This window comes from Planococcus salinus (genome assembly GCF_003719725.1).
GTDB classification, from domain to species: domain Bacteria; phylum Bacillota; class Bacilli; order Bacillales_A; family Planococcaceae; genus Planococcus; species Planococcus salinus.
In genome coordinates, this window is record NZ_RIAX01000016.1 from 1 (window position 1) to 22,145 (window position 22,145).

Genomic DNA, 22,145 nt, shown 5'->3' on the forward strand with positions numbered 1-22,145 from the left:
AAGAAAGTCGTTACCGATTCCGGTAACGGCTTTTTTTGTCTGTTTTTTTAGAACCTGTATAATAAGGGGCAATACAAGTTATTGGCCGGAATACATTCTGAGGCAATATTTCCCCATTAAAATGGGTATACTGAAAACAATCTACGAAATGTGAGGATGGAAATTCATGTTGCAACGACGTCCGTTAGTGAACGCTTTACTGGAATTTCAGAAACAGGAATCAATTTCATTTCATGTGCCCGGCCATAAACAGGGAGGGTTATCCAATCTTCCAAGTGAGATGACGGCTGCCTTGCCTTATGATGTAACAGAATTGACGGGATTGGACGATCTGCATTTTCCTCAGGAAGCAATTAAAGAGGCGCAGCTATTACTGGCAGAAGCTTATGGAGCAGACCAAAGTTTCTTCCTGGTCAATGGTTCGACGGTCGGCAATCTGGCGATGGTCCATGCGACTTGTGAGGAGGGGGACCAAGTGATTGTCCAGCGCAATTCGCATAAATCCATTTTTCATGCATTGGAACTTGCCAGAGTGCGGCCAATCTACGTTTCGCCGCAGTGGGACAATGATTCGATGACCGCAGTTGGAGTGTCGTATGAATCGCTGGAAAGAGCCATTACTGCTTATCCGGATGCGAAAGCAGTAGTGCTGACTTATCCCAATTATTACGGCATGGCATCAACAGAGTTAACCAATATCATCCAGTTGTGCCACAGCAGAGAAATGGTTGTTCTTGTAGACGAAGCTCATGGCGCCCATTTTCAGGCAGGTGCACCGTTCCCTGTTTCTTCCTTGGCATTGGGAGCTGATGCAGTGGTGCAGTCCGCCCACAAAACATTGCCTGCTATGACAATGGGTTCTTTTTTGCATTTACAGGGTACTCGAGTGAACAGGAAAAAAATCGAAAAGTACTTACGGATGTTTCAATCGAGCAGTCCGTCTTATTTGATTTTGGCTTCTTTGGATGACGCCCGCTCTTTTATCCAAAGTTATTCGCAGCCGGATATTCGGACGTTTGAAAGAAAACGCACGGACTTTATCAATAGTTTACGGACCATTCCCCATCTTACTGTGTTTGAATCGGACGATCCGCTGAAATTACTGTTGCGAGTAGAGAATTACAGCGGCTTTCAATTGAAGCAGAAAATGGAGCAGACAGGCCTTTACGCCGAAATGGCTGATCCTTATCAAGTACTGCTGATTTTGCCTTTGCTGAAGCAACGGCATGCTTATCCATTTGCAGAAGCGCGGAGCCGTTTAAAAGAAGCGGTTCGCTTAGTCCGGGAAGAAGACAGAGCGATTCCGGCAGTTCAATTGCAGGAATCCATTGAAATAAGCGTTCCGGAGCTGTCGTTTGAGGAGATCGACTTGGCTGATTATGAATGGATTCCTTATACTCAGGCCATTGGCCGCATAGCTGTGGGCATGGTAATTCCTTATCCGCCGGGGATTCCGTTGGTGGTGGCAGGCGAGAAATGGACGACTGCGAAAATGGAAGAGTTAATGAATTACATGTCTTCAATGGCACAGATACAGGGAGAGCATCGCTTGGAAGACAAAAAATTATCGGTTCTGCAGCAGGACTTTTCATGATTAAAAAGCAGTGGGGAAGGAATACTGTGTACAACGGCTAATGAAAACGGACAGAATGCGAGGGATGATCATGGAGAAAGAAAAATATGGAATTATAGATGTCGGTTCCAATACCATTCGTCTGGTCATTTATACACGAGACAAAAGTGGACGGTTTACGGAAAGCGAGAACGTGAAGGTGGTAGCCCGTCTCCGCAATTTCTTGACAGAAGATGGCGTGTTGGAAGCCGAAGGCATCGAAGTACTGATCGATACACTGCAGAGCTTTCAGGAAGTCACACGCCATCACCGATTAAAAGACATTAAATGCATGGCCACTGCGGCTGTTCGGCAAGCCAAAAACCAAGACGAAATTATGAAAAGAGTTGAAGCAGAAACGGATTTTTCAATCCGTGTCCTGTCAGAATTCGAAGAAGCGAATTATGGTTACCTGGCAGTGGTTAATTCCATGCCGTTCCATGATGGCATCACCATCGATATCGGTGGGGGCAGTACGGAACTGACCTTGTTTGAAAACCGCCAATTAGTTCATTTTCATAGTTTTCCGTTTGGTGCGTTGTCTTTGAAGAAACAGTTTGTTCAGGGAGATACACCAACAGAAAGTGAAATAAAGGACATACAGTCGTTTTTGGCCACTCAATTTTCCCAGTTGGACTGGCTTGCGGATAAGAAGCTCCCTTTAATCGGTATTGGAGGAAGTGCCCGGAACGTGGCGCAAATTCATCAGGAGTATATTGAATACCCGTTGTCCGGCGTGCATCAATATATCATGAGCAAACAGGACATCATGGAAATCAACAGTAAAATGCAGGCCATGAGCTTTTCGGAATTGCAGCGTGTGGAAGGGTTGTCAAAAGACCGTGCAGATATCATTATTCCGGCTATTGAAGTTTTCAATTTCCTGATGGGTGTAATAGGAACGGAAACGTTTGCACTCAGCCGGAAAGGCCTGCGGGATGGTGTATTCTACGAAGAAATGACAAAAGAATTCGACATGACAGTTTTTCCAAACGTTATTGAAGAAAGTTTTTATGAGCTTGCGATCGATTACGATATCAATTTGACCCATGCATTTCATGTGACCAACAGTACGTTGCTGATTGCACGGGAATTGGAAAAGGCTGGTTTATTGTCCTTGGAAAAAGAAGACGATTCGCGTATAAAACTGGCAAGTGCTTTGTACAATCTGGGAAGCTACATCGATGCGGAATCAAGCAACCAGCATACTTTTTATCTGCTGGCCAACCGGACAATCGATGGGTTGCTGCATAAAGAACGGATCATCGTCGCACTAATCGCTTCTTTTAAGAACAAAGTGGCGTACAAACGCAACGCAGCGCTTTTTGAAGAGTGGTTCACAAAAGAAGAGCTGGATAAATTCAGTTTGCTTGGCGCTGTAGTGAAGCTGGCTTATAGTTTAAACGCCACAAAACGGGACATCGTGGAACAAATCGGATTGGAGAGACAAGGAGATGATCTGGTTTTCTCCATATACTGCCGTGAAGATTGGAAGCCTGAACAATACCAAGTAGAAAAACAGAAAAAGCATTTGGAAAAACAATTAAAGAAAACCATTCACATTCATTTTACGAACAGTCCTGAAAACGTGACAGTGTTTTAACGAAGTTGCCGAAAGGGCAGTGATACGATAGACAAAGAGATTATTTGCAAAAGGGTGGCGGCTAATGTGGGTACGAAAAAGAAGAAAAGCGCAGAGCTTGATAACTTTTCCTATTACAATAACCGGGAGCTCAGTTGGCTTGCGTTTAACGAACGGGTGCTGCAGGAGGCACTTGATCAGCGAAATCCTTTGTTGGAGAGGCTGAAGTTCCTGGCCATCTTCAGCTCCAATCTCGATGAGTTTTTTATGGTCCGAGTGGCCGGTTTACAGGACCAGGTCAAAGTTGGGTTTTCCAAGCCGGAGAATAAAGCAGGGATGACTCCCAAGCAGCAATTGAATGAAATCGGCGAGCAGACACACCGATTGGTGGACTTGCAATATCAAACCCTGCAACAGGTTTTGTTGCCCAAGCTGCAGAAGGAACAGGTGAAAATCATTGAAATAGAAGATTTGGACAAGCGGCAGCTGGATTTTATTGAAGGTTATTTCGATGAACGCGTATTCCCTGTGCTGACGCCGATGGCCATTGATGCTTACCGGCCTTTTCCTATGTTATTGAACAAAAGCATCAACTTGGCTGTTGTACTGGAAGATGAAGAAAAGCAGACCCATACAGCGATAGTTCAAGTTCCATCGGTGTTGGATCGCTTTATCCGGTTGCCCGCACAACACCCGCATATTAAAGTGGTCATGCTGGAAGATATCATTAAGCTTTTTTTGCCAAAAATGTTTCTTGGCTTTGATGTGATCTCTGTTTCTGTTTTCCGGATTACACGGAACGCCGATATGACCATTCACGAAGAAGGCGCACGCGATTTGCTGAAAGAAATTGAAGAAGAGTTGAAAAAGCGCAAATGGGGAGCGGCGGTTCGTCTGGAAGTCCAAGCCGCTGATTACGATCCGGACATCCTGGAATATTTGATGGAAGAACTGGAAATTGACAAAAAAGATGTTTATTTGATCAAAGGATTTTTGGATTTGACGGTGTTGTTTACCTATTACAAAAAAATAGCTGCTGTACGGGAGCATTTGGTATATGAGGGGAAAATTTCTCAGCTTCCCTATGGCATGGAGTCCGGGAAAGAGATTTTTGAGAAAGTGGCACAGCAGGACGTTTTCCTGCATCATCCGTACGATTCTTTTGAGCCGGTCGTAGAGTTTATTTCAGAAGCTGCAGATGACTCCGATGTATTGGCCATTAAGCAGACGCTTTATCGCGTGAGTGGAGATTCCCCGGTTATAAAAGCATTAAAGCGGGCGGCTGAAAAAGGCAAACAAGTGACGGTGTTAGTGGAGTTGAAAGCACGGTTTGATGAAGAAAACAATGTTCATTGGGCGAAGGAACTGGAAAAAGCGGGATGCCATGTCATCTATGGTATCACCCACTTGAAGACGCACAGCAAAATTACACTGGTTGTCAGGCAGAAAGCCAATCGTATCGAGCGTTTCGTCCACCTCGGCACGGGAAATTACAATGACCAAACTGCAAAAATCTATACGGATATGAGTTTGTTCACTTCAAAAAGACGGTTCGGCATCGATGCCACGAACTTCTTCAATTATCTGAGTGGCTATACCGAAAAGCCTGAATTTCATTATTTATCCGTAGCGCCTTTCAGCATTCGAAAAGACTTTTTGCGATTGATTGACGATGAAATCGATTTTCAGAAAAAGCATGGCAACGGCCACATGATCGCGAAAATGAATTCGTTGACCGACAAAGCCATCATCAGAAAATTGTATGAAGCTTCTCAAGCAGGAGTGAAGATTGAGCTGATAGTGCGGGGAATCTGTTGTCTGCGGCCGGGCATAGAAGGTGTCAGCGAAACGATTCATGTGAGGAGCATTGTAGGGAGACTGCTGGAACACAGTCGAATCTATTATTTCCACCACAACGGCCAGAGGCAGACCTTTTTGTCTTCGGCAGATATGATGACACGCAACATGGAAAATCGGATTGAGATTTTGTTTCCCATTATCGATAAAGGCATCAAAAAGCAGGTGAAGAGCATTTTGGATATCTATTTAAAAGACAATGTAAAAGCCAGAGAACAAGATGCCAACGGCCATTATAGGTATGCGGCACGGAAAGAAAAAGATCCGGTGATTGACAGTCAAATGGAATTATTCCGCAGAGCTTATCAAGTAGCTGAAGATGAAGAATAGCAAGAGAGTGGGCAAGGACAGCTGAGAGAAGCTATAAAGTTCCACTGATTTCCTGTATAGTAGAAAGAGCTGGAATGAGAGAAAAATGATTAATTTATAGAATAAGGTGAATGGTGCCATGAGTTATTTGATCAGCTTGGAAGGCGGGGAAGGGTCAGGCAAGTCGACGGTTCTTCGCCATTTGGAAAATGCTTTAAAAGAAAAGGGCTTTTCGGTGGTTTGCACGAGAGAGCCCGGAGGCATCGAAATTGCGGAACAGATAAGAACAGTGATTCTTGATCGTAACAATGTTAAAATGGATGCCCGTACAGAAGCACTGCTGTATGCTGCAGCCAGAAGGCAGCATCTGGTGGAAAAAGTCATTCCGGCACTGGAGGCCGGAACAATCGTTCTTTGTGACCGTTACATCGACAGCAGCCTGGCATATCAGGGTTATGCGAGAGGCCTCGGAATGGAGGAAGTGTTTTCGATCAATAAATTCGCCATAGACGAGTACATGCCGGACATGACATTGTATTTCGATGTCAATCCGGAGATCGGACTGGCGCGGATTGAGAAGGATTCCAAACGTGAAATCAATCGTTTGGACGAAGAGTCACTGAATTTCCATTACAAAGTAAGGGAAGGGTATTTACTGCTGCTGAGCAGAGATCCCGAACGTATGCGTCTGGTCAATGCGGAAAATGACGTAGAGGAAGTTTTCACTGATGCATGGGAAACCCTCGAACGGTATATACAGGAACGGCAGAGGACAGCTGACTGAAAATAATGTCAGCTGTTTTTTGTTTGAAGGACCTGGTGATGTTGAATCTGACCAATTGTGAAACGCGATTTCAAAAAGAGGCCCGAAAGTTATGCTTTGTAACTGTTTGTTCATGTTATACTTATATGGAAGGAAGACAAAAAAGGAGTGAGTGCTGATGAAACTCGTAGTAGCAGTTGTACAGGATCAAGACAGTAACCGATTATCCAACGCGTTGACAAAGAATGATTTCCGGGCTACCAAACTTGCCAGTACAGGAGGGTTTTTGCGCTCAGGAAATACAACTTTTTTGATCGGTGTGGAAGATCATCTGGTGCCTAAGCTGATGGACTTAATCCGTGATAACTGCCGCTCACGCGAGCAGATGGTGGCACCTGTATCTCCAATGGGAGGCAATGCAGATTCCTATATTCCATACCCGGTGGAAGTGGAAGTCGGCGGAGCGACCATCTTCGTCTTGCCGATTGAACAGTTTCATCACTTTTAAATTGAATTGGCGACAAAAGCTGGAACTGTCTAGTGCTCTGGGTGCTTGCCAACTCCTATATACGACACCCGTGATCCACCCGGAACACGGGATTTTTTACAAAGGTTGAAGGTGGAATTGTGCAAAAAAAGATAGAAGAATACCAAGAAATGCAGCCGGTTGTCATGAAAAGACTGCAAGGGGCTTTTGAAAAAGACCGGTTGGCACATGCATATCTTTTTGAAGGGCCAGCGGGCTCCGGAAAAAAGGAAGTAACACATTTCTTTGTAAAGCTCCTGCTTTGTGAGACGCCGCTGAAGAATGTTCCATGTGAAACATGTCGCAGCTGTCGTCTCTATCATTCCGGGAACCATCCGAATATTGCTTTTATTCACCCGGACGGACAGAACATAAAAATCGATCAAATACGGGATTTGATTTTTCGAATGAATAAAACCGGTCTCAGCACCGGACGTAAAATATATGTAATTGAAGAAGCAGACCGCATGAATGCTTCATCAGCCAATGCATTGCTGAAGTTTTTAGAAGAGCCTGAGTTTAATGTGACAGCGATCCTGCTGACAGACCGTCTCCATGCTATCATGACGACAATCCGGTCACGGTGCCAGCTTGTGTCCTTCCAGCCGCTTTCAAGGTCCGCACTGATGGAAAAGTTGATGGCTGGAGGGATGACAGCCTCCATGGCAGCGACTGTCAGTATGCTGACGCAAAGCGAAGAAGAGGCGCTCAGACTTAGTGCGGACGAACAGTTTGCACAGGCTCGAAAAGTGGTTTTACGGTTAGTGGAAGTGGCGGGTTATAACGTCCATGAAGCGCTTTTGATGATTCAGGGAGACTGGCTGCCTTTATTTAAAGAAAAAGAAGATGCCGAAAGAGGTCTCGACATGTTATTATTTGCATATCGGGACATCGCTTCTGCAAAAGCGGGCCTCGAAACTGCAAGAACGTATCCAGACATGGAAGAAACTTGGAAGCAGATGGCTCTCCAGTATTCGTTCCCGGTGATATCAAAGCAATTGCAGGCTATTTTGCAGGCGAAGCAGCAATTGCCGCGTAATATGAACCGGACGCTGCTGATGGAGCAGCTAATGCTGAATCTGCAGGAGGGGTAGACAATTGTATAATGTAATAGGAGTCCGCTTCAAGAAAGCGGGTAAAATATATTATTTCGATCCAGGAAAGTATGAGATCGAAAAAGACGATTACGTCATTGTGGAAACAGCTCGAGGAGTGGAATACGGCAAAGTGGTCGTTCCTCAAAAGACCGTCGGTGAAAACGATGTGGTTCTGCCATTGAAACAAGTCGTGCGCGTAGCCAATGATCGTGACCGCCAGCAAGTGGAAGAAAATCGTCTGGAAGCAGGCAAAGCTTTTGAACTTGGCACTGATAAGATCGGCGAACACCGCTTGGACATGAAACTGGTGGACGTCGAGTACACGTTTGACCGCAATAAAATCATTTTTTACTTTACAGCAGAAGGCCGTGTAGACTTCAGAAATCTGGTGAAAGATCTTGCTTCCATTTTCCGGACGCGCATTGAACTTCGCCAAATTGGAGTTCGTGATGAAGCGAAAATGCTGGGGGGCATCGGACCCTGCGGCAGAATGCTTTGCTGTTCGACATTCCTGGGAGATTTTGAACCGGTATCGATCAAAATGGCCAAAGACCAAAATCTTTCACTGAATCCCTCAAAGATTTCCGGCTTGTGTGGCCGGTTGATGTGCTGTTTGAAATATGAAAACGACGAATACGAAACGGCGAAAAAAGAAATGCCGGATGTCGGTTCACGTGTTTCTACTCCAGACGGCAACGGCCGTGTGGTGGGGATGAATATTTTGGAGCGTGTATTGAAAATACGTTTGTCTGAACAAGAGCAGACATTGGAATATGCATTGGATGAAATAATGGACCAAGGAACGAGAGCGTGAGGTGGTTTGTGTGAAAGATAAGAACTTTTTGGATACAGTCATGGATTTCGAACAACAGCTTGAGTCCATGCAGCAGCAATTTCGGGAGTTGAAAGCGGTAGTAGCCCATACGATGGAAGAACATCATGCTTTGCAGCTGGAAAACCATCATTTGCGTGCACGGCTGGACGAACTTCACGAAGTGGTACCTGAAGTGACGACAGCTGTAGATCCCGTCAAATTGGAGAAAGCCGCGATGGATATTGGCGAAGGCTACGATAATTTAGCGCGGTTATACCACGAAGGATACCACGTATGCCATGTGCATTTCGGCAGTTCCCGAAAAGGTGACGACTGCTTGTTCTGCCTGTCATTCCTGAACAAACAAAATTGATTTTCAGTAAGCGAAAAAAACAGAAAGGCTACCGGCATTTTCGTGTCGGCAGCCTTTTGTTATGTAAAAGGAGTTGGAATCATGCTGGTGGATGACGAACGATTGGATTACTTGTTGGCAGAAGATTTACGGATTATCCAAAGTCCTTCTGTGTTTTCGTTTTCGTTGGATGCGGTATTGCTGGCACGTTTTACTTATGTACCATTAAAGCGCGGGAAAATTGTCGATTTGTGTACAGGCAACGGAGCGATTCCGCTGTTTCTCAGCGCCAGAACGGAATCACAAATAATCGGTGTGGAGCTGCAGGAGCGGCTGGTCCATATGGCTCGCCGAAGTGTGGAATACAATGGTCTGGAGAAACAGATTGAAATCATGGAAGGGGACGTCAAAAACATTGCTTCCCGGCTGGGTTATGAAAAATACGATGCAGTGACGTGCAACCCGCCATATTTTCCTGCCCACGAAATGAGTGACAAAAACATAAGTGAACATATGGCGATTGCCCGTCATGAACTTCATTTGACTTTAGAGGAAGCGGTTCGCTCTGCCAGTCAATTATTAAAGCAGGGCGGAAAAGCCGCGTTTGTCCATCGGTCGGGCCGGTTGATCGACATAATTGCGGCGATGCGCGCTCATCGTCTGGAGCCTAAGCGAATTCGTCTTGTTTATCCAAAAGCCGGAAAAGAAGCGAATACACTGCTGATCGAAGGAATCAAAGATGGCAAACCGGATTTGAAAATTCTGCCGCCGTTGGTTGTTTACGGACAGAACGGGGAATATACAGAAGAAGTAAGAGAGTTGCTGTATGGCAGCGAATAAGCATTATTTTTACGTCCTGGAATGTGCAGACGGTTCTTACTATGCAGGATATACAAATGATTTGAAAAAACGGCTTGCTGCACATAATGCAGGAAAAGGCGCCAAGTATACAAGGGCAAAAGGACCTGTTACTCTAATTTATCATGAGCACTTCGAGACCAAACAGGAAGCGATGAAAGCCGAATATGCTTTTAAGCAATTGCCTAAAGCAAAGAAGGTTCGCTACATTGCCGGCGAGAAGGAGGACATAAAATGAAATCGCAGAAAAGTTTCGATGGCAGCGGCCCTGTGCTGTATTTAGTGGCTACTCCAATTGGCAATCTGGAAGACATAACGATGCGCGCCATCCGGATTCTGAAAGAAGTGGACGTAATTGCGGCGGAAGACACCCGGAATACCAAAAACTTATGTAATTACTTTGATATTCAAACCAAACTCGTCAGCTATCATGAACACAACCAAGACAGCGGCGGTTTTAAAATCCTTTCTTATTTGACTGAAGGAAAGTCCGTTGCGTTGGTCAGTGATGCCGGGATGCCATGTATTTCAGATCCGGGAGAAGATATAGTAAAACGGGCAGTAGAAGAAGGCTTTGCGGTAGTGCCGGTACCGGGAGCGAACGCGGCGCTCAGTGCTCTTATTGCGTCAGGAATTCGCCCGCAGCCTTTCCTGTTCTACGGATTTCTGTCCCGTCATAAAAAAGAAAGAATAACGGAACTTGAAAAGCTGAGTCAAAAAGAAGAAACCCTTATTTTCTACGAAGCACCGCATCGCCTGAAGGAAAGTTTGAAATCTGTGCAGAAGGCGTTTGGAGAAGACCGAAAAATTGTGTTAGCCAGGGAAGTAACCAAAAAGTTCGAAGAATTTGTGCGCGGTACCGTGGCAGAAGCGATTGAGTGGGCGGAACAAAATACTATACGGGGAGAGTTTTGTATGGTGATTGAAGGAAATGACTCTCCCGATGCTGTGGAAAATGAAAAATGGTGGGAACCGTTGTCGATTGAAGAACATGTAGAAGAATTGGTGGAGAAGAAAGGGATGTCATCGAAAGAAGCAATCAAGGAAGTCGCTGTTGATCGCAAGTTGTCAAAACGGGAAGTCTACCAGGCCTATCATGTATAAAAAACCGGAACGCATGGAGCGTTCCGGTTTTTCATGAGCTTACTTCTTCAGGTTGTTTTGGATTTCTTTTACCAGCATATCTGCACCTTCAGGGCTTAAGATCAACTTGCCGCCGACCAATCGCATGTTTTCATCGGAAACTTCTCCTGTAACGGCACATGTCATATTGGGCATATACTTTTTCAGAATAATTTTGTCGTCGTCTACATATATTTCCAAAGCATCTTTTTCTGCAATTCCAAGTGTCCGCCGCAACTCAATTGGAATAACTACACGTCCTAATTCGTCTACTTTTCGTACAATTCCTGTCGATTTCATAATGTAAATCTCCCTTCAAATTTTTTTGAAGTTTTTCGTCAAAATTCGACATTTGCCACTTCTTGACATAAATCATACCAACAACTGGCAATTAGGTCAATAAAAAGCTATGTATTTCATAATAAATTTTGCGAAAAGGGAACGTTTATATGTAATTAATATTGATATTTTTCAAATTTTTAACATTAATTTTATTCATTTAAGAGAAAAGCCATGTGCCCGGTTTGGGCTGACAGAGAATTTTGTCGAAAAAAACTCGTTTCAGAGTGAAAGATTGTACAAAATAGCTCTCTTCGTTAAAATAAGTACTATACAATCAAACTGGAGGAATTTTTCGTGACTTCTAAAGAAAAAACATTTTACCTGACCACACCGATTTATTATCCAAGCGGAAAATTCCATATTGGAACAGCCTACACGACTGTTGCTTCGGACGCGATGGTTCGTTACAAACGTTTGCGGGGATTTGATGTCCGGTTTTTGACAGGAATGGACGAACACGGACAAAAAATTGAAGAAAAGGCTCAGGAAGCCGGCAAAGCACCGCAACAGTTTGTGGATGAGATGGCAGAGGCGGCGAAAAAGGTATGGTCCACAATGGACATTACGTATGATGATTTTATCCGGACAACAGAACAGCGCCACAAAGATGGAGTGGAAAAGATTTTCCAGACTTTTCTCGATAACGGGGATATCTATAAAGGGGAATATGAAGGATGGTATTGCACCCCATGTGAATCCTTCTATACAGAAGGCCAGTTGGACAATGGCGCTTGCCCTGATTGCGGACGGCCGGTCCATAAAGTGAAGGAGGAATCGTACTTCTTCAATATGAAGAAATACGCAGATCGTCTTCTGGATTATTACGAGAACAATGTGGAGTTTATCGAACCGGAATCACGCAAAAATGAGATGATCAACAACTTCATCAAACCTGGTCTTGAGGATTTATCGGTTTCCCGAACATCGTTTGACTGGGGCATACCGGTGCCTGGAGATCCGAAGCATGTCATTTATGTATGGGTGGATGCTTTGTCAAATTACATCACTTCGCTCGGTTACGGTTCACAGGACGATTCCTTGTTCAACAAGTACTGGCCTGCGGACGTTCATGTGGTTGGAAAAGACATCGTGCGTTTCCATACGATTTACTGGCCGATTTTCCTCATGGCCCTTGATCTGCCGTTGCCGAAGAAAGTTTTTGCACACGGTTTTATCATGATGAAAGACGGCAAAATGTCGAAGTCGAAAGGCAATGTCGTGTATCCTGAAATGCTGGTGGAGCGCTATGGTCTGGATGCCACACGTTATTTCTTATTGCGCGAATTGCCGTTTGGTTCGGATGGTGTGTTTTCTCCGGAATCTTTCGTGGAACGCACCAATTATGACCTAGCGAACGATTTAGGAAATTTATTGAACCGGACCGTATCGATGATCAATAAGTATTTTGGCGGCACAATTCCGCAAGTAAACGGTTATCAAACAGAATTTGATGAAACCCTTCAACAGATTGCCAAGCAGACAGTCAGTGTGTATGAGCAGCACATGGAAAAAATGCAGTTCAGCCTCGTGCTGAGCGAAGTATGGGCATTGATCTCACGGACGAATAAATACATTGATGAAACGCAGCCGTGGGTGTTGGCAAAAGACGAAGCATCAAAAGACAAATTGGCATCTGTCATGGCTCATTTGGCAGAAAGTCTGCGGATGACGGCCGTCATGCTGCAACCGTTCCTGCCGAACGCACCAAAACAGATTGTGGAGCAATTGGGTTTAACGGAAGAGTTTTTGGCATGGGATTCGTTGGAAGGCTTCGGAAATATTCCGGCAGACACAAAAGTCGTCGCCAAAGGAACGCCGATCTTTCCGCGTCTCGAAGTGGAACCGGAAGTAACTTATATCCGCGATCAAATGCGCGGAACGTCGACACCGGCCGAAGAAGAAGCCGCCGAGGAAGTGCCGGAAGTACCGGATGTCCCGGAAATCACCATCGACGATTTCATGAAAGTGGATCTCCGGGCTGCGACGGTTACAGCTTGCGAACCGGTACCAAAAACGTCGAAGCTTTTAAAGCTGCAGCTTGATATGGGCTATGAACAGCGCCAAGTAGTATCAGGCATTGCTGAGCATTACGAACCGCAAGAGCTGGTCGGTAAAAAAGTGGTCGTAGTGGCCAATTTGAAGCCAGTGAAATTGCGCGGTGAATTATCTCAGGGAATGATTCTGGCGGGTGAGGAAAACGGATATTTGGCGATGGCCTCCATCGCTGAAAAATTGCCGAACGGCGCAAAAATTAAATAATCAGTGAAACAAAACGGTCTGCTTGACGAAGCGGACCGTTTTTTATTATGGTGACAACTGTTGTGTCAGGAAGAACAAAGCAGGCTATATGTCATAGAAAAAACATGTTTTGTCATACAATTGTAATGTGAGTGTGAAGAAAGAAATGAGTTAACCGGTTAAAATAAATTTTAATGTAAGGAGAATGATATATGTTTATCGATACCCACGTGCATTTAAATGCAGATCAATATGATGAAGATGTAACAGAAGTCATTGAACGGGCGAGAGACAGTAATGTAGAGAAAATGGTAGTCATCGGTTTTGATCGGAAAACGATTGAGCGGGCATTGCAGCTTGCCGAAGACTATGAGTTTATCTATGCTGCAGTCGGGTGGCATCCAGTCGATGCCATTGATTGTACAGAAGAAGATCTGCAATGGATTGAAGAATTGGCAGCTCATCCCAAAGTAGTGGGAATCGGCGAAACCGGTTTGGATTACTATTGGGACAAATCACCAAAAGAGGTGCAGCAGCAAGTGTTCCGCAAGCAGATCCGGCTGGCCAAAAAAGTCGGCTTGCCAATCATCATCCACAACCGGGAAGCCACAGCAGACATTTTGCGCATTTTAAAAGAAGAAAAGGCTCATGAAATCGGTGGAGTCATGCATTGCTTCAGTGGCAGTGTCGAAACGGCCCGTGAAAGCATCGCAATGAACTTCATGATTTCACTTGGCGGACCTGTGACATTCAAAAATGCCAAAAAACCGAAAGAAGTGGCAGCGGCCATTTCACTTGATCATTTGATGATCGAAACGGATGCCCCTTATTTGGCTCCTCATCCGTACCGCGGCAAGCGCAACGAACCTTCTTACGTACCGTTGGTAGCGGAAGAAATTGCGCGGCTTAAAGAAATTTCAGTGGAAGAAGTGGCTCGTGCCACCACACGCAACGCAGAGAATTTTTTCAACTTGCCAAAATGACTTTTGCAGAAGGGTAGTTTCGTATGAATTGACACGTTGAAAACGAGACTATATAATCACACAGGTGAATAAGGAGGAGTTATTTTTGTCAAAAAATGAAAATAATGGTAATTCAATAAAGTTATTTAAAGGGAAGTCTTTGGCAGCTACCATCGCCACCGTACTGTTGTTTGCAGCTGTACTGACTTTCGCCATTTACGAAGGAACGAAAAATACCGTGACCATGACTGCGAACGGTACAACAGAAGAAGTAAAGACTCACGCAGATACGGTTGGGTCATTTTTGGAGGAACAGGAAATTACGGTTACAGAACACGATTTCCTGAGCCATTCGACAGACACGGCAATTGAAAATGATGTAGCAATCGAATGGGAACAGGCACAGCAGTATGCGGTGACTGTAGACGGCGAAGCGACTTCGGCATGGACAACTGACAATACAGTAGCAGGAGTGCTGAAAAAAGCTGACATTGAAATTACAGAACACGATAAAGTAACGCCCGCTTTGGAAGAAGAAATTGACCCGGCTACACCGATAGCGGTTGAAAAAGCTTACGAGGTAACTATCCTTGATGGAGTGGAAGAAAAGAAAGTATGGTCCACTTCGACTACCGTCGCTGACTTTTTAAAACACCATAATATTACTTTGGGAGAACTGGATCGAGTGGAACAAAAGATGGATGAAACGGTCCTTCCCGGTTCCAAAGTGAAAGTGGTCCGCGTCGAAAAGGTCACCGATGTAGTGGAAGGTGCTGTGAAATTTGCAGCAGAAACCAAAAAAGACGACAAGCTTCTTAAAGGACAAAAAAAGGTAGTGCAAAAAGGCGAAAATGGCCTGGTGAAAAAAACGTATGAAGTGGTCAAAGAAAACGGCAAAGAAGTTAAACGCAACCTTACAAGCGAAAAAGTTGTGAAACAACCGAAAAAGCAAGTAACTGCTGTTGGAACAAAAACAGTGGTGGCAAGCGTATCACGAGGCAAATCGACGACTTCTTCAACAACAGAAGCCGCTCCTAAAAAGAAAGCTGCGCCGGTTCAAGCAGCAGCTGCCACGAGTGAGCCTTCAGGCGGCAGAGAATTCTATGTATCTGCAACAGCTTACACAGCCAGCTGTACCGGTTGTTCAGGCATTACGGCGACAGGCATCAATTTAAAAGCGAACCCTGGACTGAAAGTCATCGCAGTTGACCCAAATGTCATTCCTCTGGGCTCTAAAGTATGGGTGGAAGGTTATGGCCATGCAATTGCTGGAGATACAGGCGGCGCCATCAAAGGAAACAAAATTGACTTGTTCGTACCAAACCGTTCCGATGCTTTGGCATTCGGACGCAAACAAGTGAAAGTCAAAATACTGAATTGATGCAGGAGGAAAAGGCTTTTCCGGAGATATTCCGGAAAAGCCTTTTGCATGTTTGACGGCCACCGCATAGAATGGAACAAGCAACTTCGAAATGAGGATTCAAAATGAAAATAGAAGAAATAATTGTAGTAGAAGGCAAAGACGATACCGTAGCCATCAAACGGGCAGTGGAAGCAGACACAATCGAAACGAACGGCTCTGCGATTTCCATGGAGACACTGGAAAGAATTGCACATGCGCAGGAAAAGCGGGGCGTCATTGTGTTTACCGATCCGGATTATCCAGGAAGGCGAATCCGTGCTATTATTGAAGAACATGTGCCTTCGGTAAAGCATGCCTTTTTGGCCAAGGAAAAAACCATTGCAAAGAATGGTCAGGGTCTTGGAATTGAACATGCAAAAGACGAAGATATACGAGCCGCCTTAAAGGCTGTCTATACGCCGCGTTTAACCGAACACGAAGTGGAAATTACGATGGAAGATTTAATTGATGCTGCCTTGGTCGCGCATCCCCAAGCGAAATTACGGCGGACCAGATTAGGGGAGCTGCTGAAAATCGGCTATACAAACGGCAAACAACTGCAGAAACGGCTTCACATATTCGGCATTTCAAAAGAAGAGTTTATCAGGGCCGTACAAGCGTTAAATCAGGAGGAACTTTAATGATGAAAGATATCGCGACACCGATCAGGACACAGGAAATTCTGGCCAAACACGGCTTGACAGTAAAGAAAAGTTTAGGGCAAAACTTTTTAATCGATCCCAATATATTGCGTAAGATTGTCGGGAAAGCCAATTTGACAAAACAATCGGCAGCTATTGAAATTGGTCCCGGAATCGGCGCATTGACAGAGCATCTGGCACGCGACGCAGGAAAAGTCCTGGCTTTTGAAATTGATCAGCGTCTGTTGCCCGTATTGGAAGATACATTATCTCCCTACGACAATGTAGCCATTGTCCATTCAGATATTCTGAAAGCAGACGTTCAGCAAGCCATCGACAAAGAACTGCAAGGGTATGACGATATTATGGTGGTCGCCAACCTGCCGTACTATGTAACAACGCCCATCATTTTAAAGTTATTGCTGGAAAAGTTGCCCATTCGCGGCATGGTTGTAATGCTGCAAAAAGAAGTGGCAGAACGGATCACAGCCAAGCCTGGTTCAAAAGCATATGGGTCATTATCAATTGCCATTCAGTATTATACAGAAGCGGAAATGGTCGTGACGGTGCCGAAGTCGGTCTTCCTACCTCAACCGAATGTAGATTCCGCTGTTATTCGCATGATCAAACGCCCGCAGCCGCAAGTGGAAGTCATCGACGAAGATTTCTTCTTCCTCGTGACGAGAGGCTCATTCGCACAACGCCGCAAAACAATTTTCAACAATTTGCAGACAGCGATGCCCCAAGGGAAGGAAAAGAAAGAACTGATTGTCAAAGCGCTTGAAGAAGCGGGAATCGAGCCGGCGCGCCGGGGAGAGACTTTATCAATCGAAGAATTCGGTCTGTTGTCGGATAAACTGCATGCATATTTCGGCTGATTTCATCGGCTTTTGTGTCGTGCAGAGCACGGTTATGAAAGAAAAATTATTTCGGATAAATAATTATTGACATTAACTGGCTGACGCTGATAGAATTATAAATTTGTTTGACTAATCGAACATTTTATGGTAGGCTTTGTCTATAGTGAGGTGTAGACAGAATGCCCAAAACTTTGGCGGATATTAAAAAGTCGTTGGACTTGCATTTAGGGAAACGGTTGCTTTTGAAGGCAAACGGAGGACGCAAGAAAACGGTCGAACGCGCCGGAATCTTGCGCGAAACATATCACTCCGTGTTCGTAATTGAGTTGGATCAAGATGAGCATGCATTTGAACGCGTGTCTTACAGCTACGCGGACATCTTAACAGAAGCGGTAGAAATTACTGTGTACGAAGGAACAGAAGACGCACTTGTTGTTAAATAATGAACTATATCCATATTACTCTTAAAAACTCGCCACCTGCTGATTCAGCAGGAGACGAGCTTTTTTTGTTTTCACCTGTCATTCTTCCCATCGGGCCTTCATGTGTTAAAATAGTTTTCATCAGAACATAAAAGGAGGCAGTGGGATGCTCTACGTGAAAGCACCTGCCAAAATCAATTTAACGTTGGATGTCTTACATAAGCGGCCCGACAATTACCATGAAATTGAAATGATCATGACGACCGTCGATTTGTCCGACAGAATTGGCCTGAAAGAAATTCCAAGCGGCATTCAAATCGAATCAGCTGATCGTTTTGTTCCGAATGATTCCCGCAACCTGGCCTACCAGGCGGCGCAATTATTAAAAGACACCTTCCACATCAAGTCAGGTGTATTAATTTCCTTAGACAAAAAAATTCCTGTAGCCGCAGGGCTTGCCGGGGGCAGCAGCGATGCGGCAGCTACATTGAAGGGATTGAACCGATTGTGGAAGCTGAATCTGTCATTGGATGAATTGGCGGAGCTAGGAGCCAAAATCGGCTCTGATATTTCCTTTTGTGTTTACGGTGGCACTGCTTTGGCGAAAGGGAGAGGCGAAATCATCGAGGAATTGCCGTCCCCCCCTAATTGCTGGGTGGTCCTGGCGAAACCCACCATCGGCGTTTCGACAGCTGACGTTTACGGAGCTTTTGACGTGACAAAAGCCGAACACCCGAACACGGACCAAATGATCCAGGCGCTTCGGGATAAAGATTATCAATCGATGTGCGATCATTTAGGAAATGCACTGGAAAGCGTCACATTGAAGATGTATCCGGAAGTAGCGCAAATAAAAGAACAAATGAAAAGGTTTGGTGCAGATGCTGTATTGATGAGCGGAAGCGGCCCCACCGTTTTTGGTCTGGTGCAGCAGGAGGCCCGTATTCCCCGCATTTATAACGGGCTTAGAGGCTTTTGTTCGGAGGTTTATGCTGTGCGGTTGGTAGGAGACCGGGAGGAACTTGATTAAATACGTATATTTATGGTAAGTTTTCTATAAATCATTCGTGTTTAGGAGAGTGCTCAATGAAGTGGAAGCGCAGTGAACGTTTAGTTGATATCACCCATCATTTATTGGAACATCCCCATAAATTAATTCCGCTTACTTACTTTTCCGACTTGTACCAGTCAGCCAAATCTTCGATCAGTGAAGACTTGGGAATTGTAAAAGAGACGTTTGAAGAAAAAGGAATCGGTTTATTGGTGACTGTGCCTGGCGCAGCCGGCGGAGTCAAATATGTACCTAAGCTCCATGTCGAAGCAGCCCGGGCGATCATTCAGGAATTAATGGAAGAATTGGGGCATTCCGACCGTCTATTGCCGGGGGGATATCTGTTTATGACGGATATCCTTGGAAACCCAAGTATCATGAACCGGGTCGGCAAAGTGTTCGCAACGGCTTTTGCCAACGAAAAAATCGATGTCATCATGACAGTGGCGACCAAAGGGATTCCGATCGCCCATGCCATTGCCCGTCATTTGAATGTGCCGGTTGTCGTGGTGCGCAGAGACAGCAAAGTGACAGAAGGTTCGACCGTCAGCATCAACTACGTGTCGGGTTCATCCCGGCGCATTCAGACGATGGTATTGTCCAAACGCAGCATGAAAAGCGGACAGCGTGTCCTGATCACCGATGACTTTATGAAAGTCGGGGGAACGATGAATGGTATGAAAAATTTACTGGAAGAGTTCGATTGCTCACTCGCCGGCGTAGCCGTGCTGGTCGAAGCGCAGCACAGCAATGAGCAGCTGGTCGAAAATTACTTGTCGCTTGTCAAATTGCGCGAAGTGAGTGAGAAACAACGGACCATTGCATTAGAAGAAGGAAATTACTTTACGAATGGAGGATTTTAATATGAAATACGTAGCGACAGATCAAGCAGCACCAGCCATCGGACCTTACTCGCAAGGAGTGATAGCAGGAAACATTTTTTACAGTTCCGGACAAATTCCATTGACTCCCGCAGGAGAACTGGTGGAAGGGACAGTTGCCGATCAGGCCCATCAGGTGTTCGCAAATTTGAAAGCTGTTCTGGCTGAAGCCGGATCTTCATTGGAAGCTGTCATCAAAACAACAGTTTTCATCAAAGACATGAATGACTTTGCGGAACTCAATGAAGTTTATGCGTCTTACTTTGGTGACCACAAACCTGCCCGTTCCACAGTGGAAGTTGCGCGGTTGCCGAAAGACGCGAAAGTGGAAATTGAAGTCGTGGCTTCAGTAGAAAAATAAATCATCCTGAGGGATGGTTTATTTTTTTATGTTTTTTACATCAGCTCTTGGATAATTTAAGCAAATTTTCTAATAAATTTTGAAACCAAGAAGGAGATTATCTCTTTTTAGCGAATACCATAAAAAGCGTCAAAAAATACATCTGAGAAGAGGGGATGAGAGAATGGAAGTCACTGATGTAAGGCTTCGACGTGTTCAAACAGACGGAAGGATGAGAGCGATTGCTTCGATTACGCTGGATAATGAGTTTGTTGTCCACGATATTCGCGTAATTGATGGCAACGGGGGATTATTTGTAGCGATGCCGAGCAAAAGAACGCCGGATGGAGAATTTAGAGATATCGCACATCCCATCAATTCAGGAGCGCGCAGCAAGTTGCAGGAAGCTGTGTTAACTGCATATGAACAAAGCGAAAATGAACCGGTTTTTGAAGAAGCCGGTGTTTAAGCGTGCCAAGCCAAAGAGCCTCTTGCAACAATAAGGGCTCTTTTTTTGTGGCCAGAAAAGATTGTCATCGTATTGTCATGCTCCAAAACCTTGAAATATCAATGTTTTTGGGCTATAGTCAATAAAGAAAAGTGCAGGCGATCGGATAAAGGAAAGTAACTTAAGAACGCGGGATCCCGTCGTATGGTTACTTGATCTGTTCCTTGCGGGCCTTCAACAGGCTTACGGCAGAACCAACTATACTAAATGAATACGATTAGCGGAGGATTAAACTATGACACATACATATGCAGTTATTCTAGCGGCCGGCCAGGGTACACGGATGAAGTCGAAGTTGTACAAAGTGCTGCATCCTGTATGCGGAATGCCGATGGTCGAGCATGTGACACGAAACATCGAGCGCCTGAATGCCGACAAAATCGTCACGGTCGTCGGACACGGGGCCGAAGCTGTAAAAGAGCAGCTGGGTGACAGAAGTGAGTATGCCCTTCAAGAAGAGCAGCTTGGAACGGCGCATGCTGTTCAGCAAGCCGCTTCGTTGATTGAAGGAAAACCGGGCACAACAGTGGTGGTCTGTGGCGATACGCCCTTGATCGAGGCAGAAACAATGAAGTCTTTAATCGAGCACCACACAGAAACAAAAGCAAAAGCCACCATTTTAACAGCGATTGCTGATAACCCTGCAGGCTATGGCCGAATCATCCGCAACAAAGCGGGGGGCGTCGAGAAAATCGTTGAGCAGAAAGACGCTTCTCCAGAGGAGCAGCAAGTCAAAGAAATCAATACCGGAACGTATTGCTTTGACAACGAAGCTCTTTTCGCCACCTTGAAGCTTGTTTCAAATGACAATTCACAAGGCGAATACTACCTGCCGGATGTAGTTGAAATTTTGCAGCAGCAAGGAGAAACAGTAGCCGCCTATGCCACAAGCAGTTTTGAAGAAACTTTGGGTGTCAATGATCGAGTGGCATTAAGCGAAGCGGAGCGCATCATGCGCGCCCGGATTGCAGAGAAACATATGCGGAACGGGGTGTCCTTCATCGATCCAGCCACTGCTTACATCAGCGCAGAAGCGGAAATCGGTGCTGACACGGTAATCCAACCGAACGTGACAATTGAAGGAACAACGAAGATCGGCGAAGACTGCGTCATTTCTTCGAACAGCCAAATCGTCAACAGTGTCATTGGAGACCGTACAGTGATTCGTTCATCGGCTGTTTACGACAGCACGATCGGAAATGACACTGCAATAGGACCCTTTGCCCACATCCGCCCAGAGTCAGAGCTTGGGGATGATGTGAAAATCGGCAATTTTGTCGAAGTGAAAAAATCCGCTTTGGGCAAGGGCAGCAAAGTCTCTCACCTCAGCTATATTGGAGATGCGCATGTCGGCACGGACGTCAATATTGGCTGTGGTACGATCACCGTCAATTACGACGGCAAGAACAAGCATGTAACAACGATTGAAGATGATTCGTTCATCGGCTGCAATTCGAATCTGATTGCTCCTGTAACCATTGGAAAAGGCTCATATGTTGCGGCAGGCTCCACCATTTCAAAAGATGTACCAAGTGATTCACTGGCCATTGCACGTGCGCGTCAGGAAAACAAAGAAGGCTATGCAAACAAATTAAACCGGAAATAA

Annotated in this window: 23 protein-coding genes; 22 read left to right on the forward strand and 1 reads right to left on the reverse strand. The window is 45.2% G+C overall.

Going from position 1 to position 22,145, the window contains the following annotated elements; genetic code table 11:
- Window positions 1-166 precede the first annotated feature (166 nt).
- The 11 genes from EEX84_RS14935 to rsmI all read left to right on the forward strand — a co-directional run bounded on the left by EEX84_RS14935 (window position 167) and on the right by rsmI (window position 10,874).
- Window positions 167-1,594: an aminotransferase class I/II-fold pyridoxal phosphate-dependent enzyme gene (locus EEX84_RS14935; protein ID WP_123166453.1), complete on the forward strand. Its 1,428-nt coding sequence runs from the start codon at window positions 167-169 to the stop codon at window positions 1,592-1,594.
- A 70-nt stretch (window positions 1,595-1,664) separates the two neighbouring features.
- Window positions 1,665-3,215 (forward strand): exopolyphosphatase, encoded by a 1,551-nt coding sequence (gene ppx / locus EEX84_RS14940; RefSeq protein ID WP_123166497.1) that lies wholly within the window; start codon window positions 1,665-1,667, stop codon window positions 3,213-3,215.
- Window positions 3,216-3,281: 66 nt separating this feature from the next.
- Complete coding sequence (locus EEX84_RS14945; protein ID WP_123166454.1) at window positions 3,282-5,381, forward strand: RNA degradosome polyphosphate kinase; 2,100 nt, start codon at window positions 3,282-3,284, stop codon at window positions 5,379-5,381.
- A gap of 118 nt (window positions 5,382-5,499) precedes the next feature.
- The gene (gene tmk / locus EEX84_RS14950; protein ID WP_123166455.1) at window positions 5,500-6,144 is read left to right on the forward strand and encodes a dTMP kinase; all 645 of its coding nucleotides are present in this window, start codon (window positions 5,500-5,502) and stop codon (window positions 6,142-6,144) included.
- 157 nt (window positions 6,145-6,301) lie between these two features.
- Window positions 6,302-6,631 carry a cyclic-di-AMP receptor gene (locus EEX84_RS14955; RefSeq protein ID WP_123166456.1) on the forward strand — a complete coding sequence of 110 codons (330 nt, stop codon included), beginning with the start codon at window positions 6,302-6,304 and terminating at the stop codon, window positions 6,629-6,631.
- Between the two features lie 119 nt (window positions 6,632-6,750).
- On the forward strand, window positions 6,751-7,743 hold the full coding sequence (gene holB / locus EEX84_RS14960; protein ID WP_123166457.1) for a DNA polymerase III subunit delta': 993 nt from the start codon (window positions 6,751-6,753) through the stop codon (window positions 7,741-7,743).
- A gap of 4 nt (window positions 7,744-7,747) precedes the next feature.
- The gene (locus EEX84_RS14965) at window positions 7,748-8,560 is read left to right on the forward strand and encodes a PSP1 domain-containing protein (RefSeq protein ID WP_123166458.1); all 813 of its coding nucleotides are present in this window, start codon (window positions 7,748-7,750) and stop codon (window positions 8,558-8,560) included.
- Window positions 8,561-8,570: 10 nt separating this feature from the next.
- Window positions 8,571-8,933 carry a DNA replication initiation control protein YabA gene (gene yabA / locus EEX84_RS14970; protein WP_123166459.1) on the forward strand — a complete coding sequence of 121 codons (363 nt, stop codon included), beginning with the start codon at window positions 8,571-8,573 and terminating at the stop codon, window positions 8,931-8,933.
- Between the two features lie 81 nt (window positions 8,934-9,014).
- A complete protein-coding gene (locus EEX84_RS14975; protein WP_123166460.1) occupies window positions 9,015-9,752 on the forward strand; it encodes a tRNA1(Val) (adenine(37)-N6)-methyltransferase in 738 nt (245 codons plus the stop codon).
- Entirely contained in the window at window positions 9,739-10,008 is a 270-nt protein-coding gene (locus tag EEX84_RS14980) for a GIY-YIG nuclease family protein (RefSeq protein ID WP_123166461.1), read from the forward strand. The genes EEX84_RS14975 and EEX84_RS14980 overlap by 14 nt, the downstream gene beginning before the upstream one ends.
- Window positions 10,005-10,874 carry a 16S rRNA (cytidine(1402)-2'-O)-methyltransferase gene (gene rsmI / locus EEX84_RS14985; RefSeq protein ID WP_123166462.1) on the forward strand — a complete coding sequence of 290 codons (870 nt, stop codon included), beginning with the start codon at window positions 10,005-10,007 and terminating at the stop codon, window positions 10,872-10,874. The genes EEX84_RS14980 and rsmI overlap by 4 nt, the downstream gene beginning before the upstream one ends.
- Window positions 10,875-10,913: 39 nt before the next feature.
- On the opposite strand, the gene EEX84_RS14990 is transcribed toward rsmI, so the two are convergent.
- Entirely contained in the window at window positions 10,914-11,192 is a 279-nt protein-coding gene (locus EEX84_RS14990; protein ID WP_123166463.1) for an AbrB/MazE/SpoVT family DNA-binding domain-containing protein, read from the reverse strand.
- Between the two features lie 336 nt (window positions 11,193-11,528).
- On the opposite strand from EEX84_RS14990, the gene metG reads away from it, so the two are divergent.
- The 11 genes from metG (at window position 11,529) to glmU (ending at window position 22,145) form a co-directional block, all read left to right on the forward strand.
- On the forward strand, window positions 11,529-13,493 hold the full coding sequence (gene metG / locus EEX84_RS14995; protein WP_123166464.1) for a methionine--tRNA ligase: 1,965 nt from the start codon (window positions 11,529-11,531) through the stop codon (window positions 13,491-13,493).
- 191 nt (window positions 13,494-13,684) lie between these two features.
- Entirely contained in the window at window positions 13,685-14,455 is a 771-nt protein-coding gene (locus tag EEX84_RS15000; protein WP_123166465.1) for a TatD family hydrolase, read from the forward strand.
- 85 nt (window positions 14,456-14,540) lie between these two features.
- On the forward strand, window positions 14,541-15,815 hold the full coding sequence (locus EEX84_RS15005; protein ID WP_123166466.1) for a G5 and 3D domain-containing protein: 1,275 nt from the start codon (window positions 14,541-14,543) through the stop codon (window positions 15,813-15,815).
- Window positions 15,816-15,919: 104 nt separating this feature from the next.
- The gene (gene rnmV / locus EEX84_RS15010; RefSeq protein WP_123166467.1) at window positions 15,920-16,477 is read left to right on the forward strand and encodes a ribonuclease M5; all 558 of its coding nucleotides are present in this window, start codon (window positions 15,920-15,922) and stop codon (window positions 16,475-16,477) included.
- Window positions 16,477-17,355: a 16S rRNA (adenine(1518)-N(6)/adenine(1519)-N(6))-dimethyltransferase RsmA gene (gene rsmA / locus EEX84_RS15015; RefSeq protein ID WP_123166468.1), complete on the forward strand. Its 879-nt coding sequence runs from the start codon at window positions 16,477-16,479 to the stop codon at window positions 17,353-17,355. The genes rnmV and rsmA overlap by 1 nt, the downstream gene beginning before the upstream one ends.
- A gap of 161 nt (window positions 17,356-17,516) precedes the next feature.
- Window positions 17,517-17,780 carry a biofilm formation stimulator Veg gene (gene veg, locus EEX84_RS15020; RefSeq protein WP_071152415.1) on the forward strand — a complete coding sequence of 88 codons (264 nt, stop codon included), beginning with the start codon at window positions 17,517-17,519 and terminating at the stop codon, window positions 17,778-17,780.
- A 145-nt stretch (window positions 17,781-17,925) separates the two neighbouring features.
- Complete coding sequence (gene ispE / locus EEX84_RS15025) at window positions 17,926-18,789, forward strand: 4-(cytidine 5'-diphospho)-2-C-methyl-D-erythritol kinase (RefSeq protein ID WP_123166469.1); 864 nt, start codon at window positions 17,926-17,928, stop codon at window positions 18,787-18,789.
- Between the two features lie 56 nt (window positions 18,790-18,845).
- Window positions 18,846-19,673, forward strand: a complete 828-nt coding sequence (gene purR / locus EEX84_RS15030; protein ID WP_123166470.1) for a pur operon repressor — start codon at window positions 18,846-18,848, stop codon at window positions 19,671-19,673.
- Window position 19,674: 1 nt separating this feature from the next.
- Window positions 19,675-20,052, forward strand: coding sequence for a RidA family protein (locus EEX84_RS15035; protein ID WP_123166471.1), 378 nt, complete (start codon window positions 19,675-19,677; stop codon window positions 20,050-20,052).
- Between the two features lie 163 nt (window positions 20,053-20,215).
- Window positions 20,216-20,500, forward strand: a complete 285-nt coding sequence (gene spoVG, locus EEX84_RS15040) for a septation regulator SpoVG (RefSeq protein ID WP_123166472.1) — start codon at window positions 20,216-20,218, stop codon at window positions 20,498-20,500.
- A 274-nt stretch (window positions 20,501-20,774) separates the two neighbouring features.
- Window positions 20,775-22,145: a bifunctional UDP-N-acetylglucosamine diphosphorylase/glucosamine-1-phosphate N-acetyltransferase GlmU gene (gene glmU, locus EEX84_RS15045; protein ID WP_123166473.1), complete on the forward strand. Its 1,371-nt coding sequence runs from the start codon at window positions 20,775-20,777 to the stop codon at window positions 22,143-22,145.

Bases quoted from the DNA above. Each gene is read 5' to 3' on its own strand.
- tmk (WP_123166455.1), top strand. From the start codon at position 5,500: ATGAGTTATTTGATCAGCTTGGAAGGCGGGGAAGGGTCAGGCAAGTCG.
- EEX84_RS14935 (WP_123166453.1), top strand. From the start codon at position 167: ATGTTGCAACGACGTCCGTTAGTGAACGCTTTACTGGAATTTCAGAAA.
- ppx (WP_123166497.1), top strand. From the start codon at position 1,665: ATGGAGAAAGAAAAATATGGAATTATAGATGTCGGTTCCAATACCATT.
- spoVG (WP_123166472.1), top strand. From the start codon at position 20,216: ATGGAAGTCACTGATGTAAGGCTTCGACGTGTTCAAACAGACGGAAGG.
- rsmI (WP_123166462.1), top strand. From the start codon at position 10,005: ATGAAATCGCAGAAAAGTTTCGATGGCAGCGGCCCTGTGCTGTATTTA.
- glmU (WP_123166473.1), top strand. From the start codon at position 20,775: ATGACACATACATATGCAGTTATTCTAGCGGCCGGCCAGGGTACACGG.
- rnmV (WP_123166467.1), top strand. From the start codon at position 15,920: ATGAAAATAGAAGAAATAATTGTAGTAGAAGGCAAAGACGATACCGTA.
- veg (WP_071152415.1), top strand. From the start codon at position 17,517: ATGCCCAAAACTTTGGCGGATATTAAAAAGTCGTTGGACTTGCATTTA.
- EEX84_RS15035 (WP_123166471.1), top strand. From the start codon at position 19,675: ATGAAATACGTAGCGACAGATCAAGCAGCACCAGCCATCGGACCTTAC.
- EEX84_RS15000 (WP_123166465.1), top strand. From the start codon at position 13,685: ATGTTTATCGATACCCACGTGCATTTAAATGCAGATCAATATGATGAA.
- EEX84_RS14975 (WP_123166460.1), top strand. From the start codon at position 9,015: ATGCTGGTGGATGACGAACGATTGGATTACTTGTTGGCAGAAGATTTA.
- EEX84_RS14955 (WP_123166456.1), top strand. From the start codon at position 6,302: ATGAAACTCGTAGTAGCAGTTGTACAGGATCAAGACAGTAACCGATTA.
- rsmA (WP_123166468.1), top strand. From the start codon at position 16,477: ATGATGAAAGATATCGCGACACCGATCAGGACACAGGAAATTCTGGCC.
- EEX84_RS14990 (WP_123166463.1), bottom strand. From the start codon at position 11,192: ATGAAATCGACAGGAATTGTACGAAAAGTAGACGAATTAGGACGTGTA.
- ispE (WP_123166469.1), top strand. From the start codon at position 17,926: ATGCTCTACGTGAAAGCACCTGCCAAAATCAATTTAACGTTGGATGTC.
- purR (WP_123166470.1), top strand. From the start codon at position 18,846: ATGAAGTGGAAGCGCAGTGAACGTTTAGTTGATATCACCCATCATTTA.
- EEX84_RS14980 (WP_123166461.1), top strand. From the start codon at position 9,739: ATGGCAGCGAATAAGCATTATTTTTACGTCCTGGAATGTGCAGACGGT.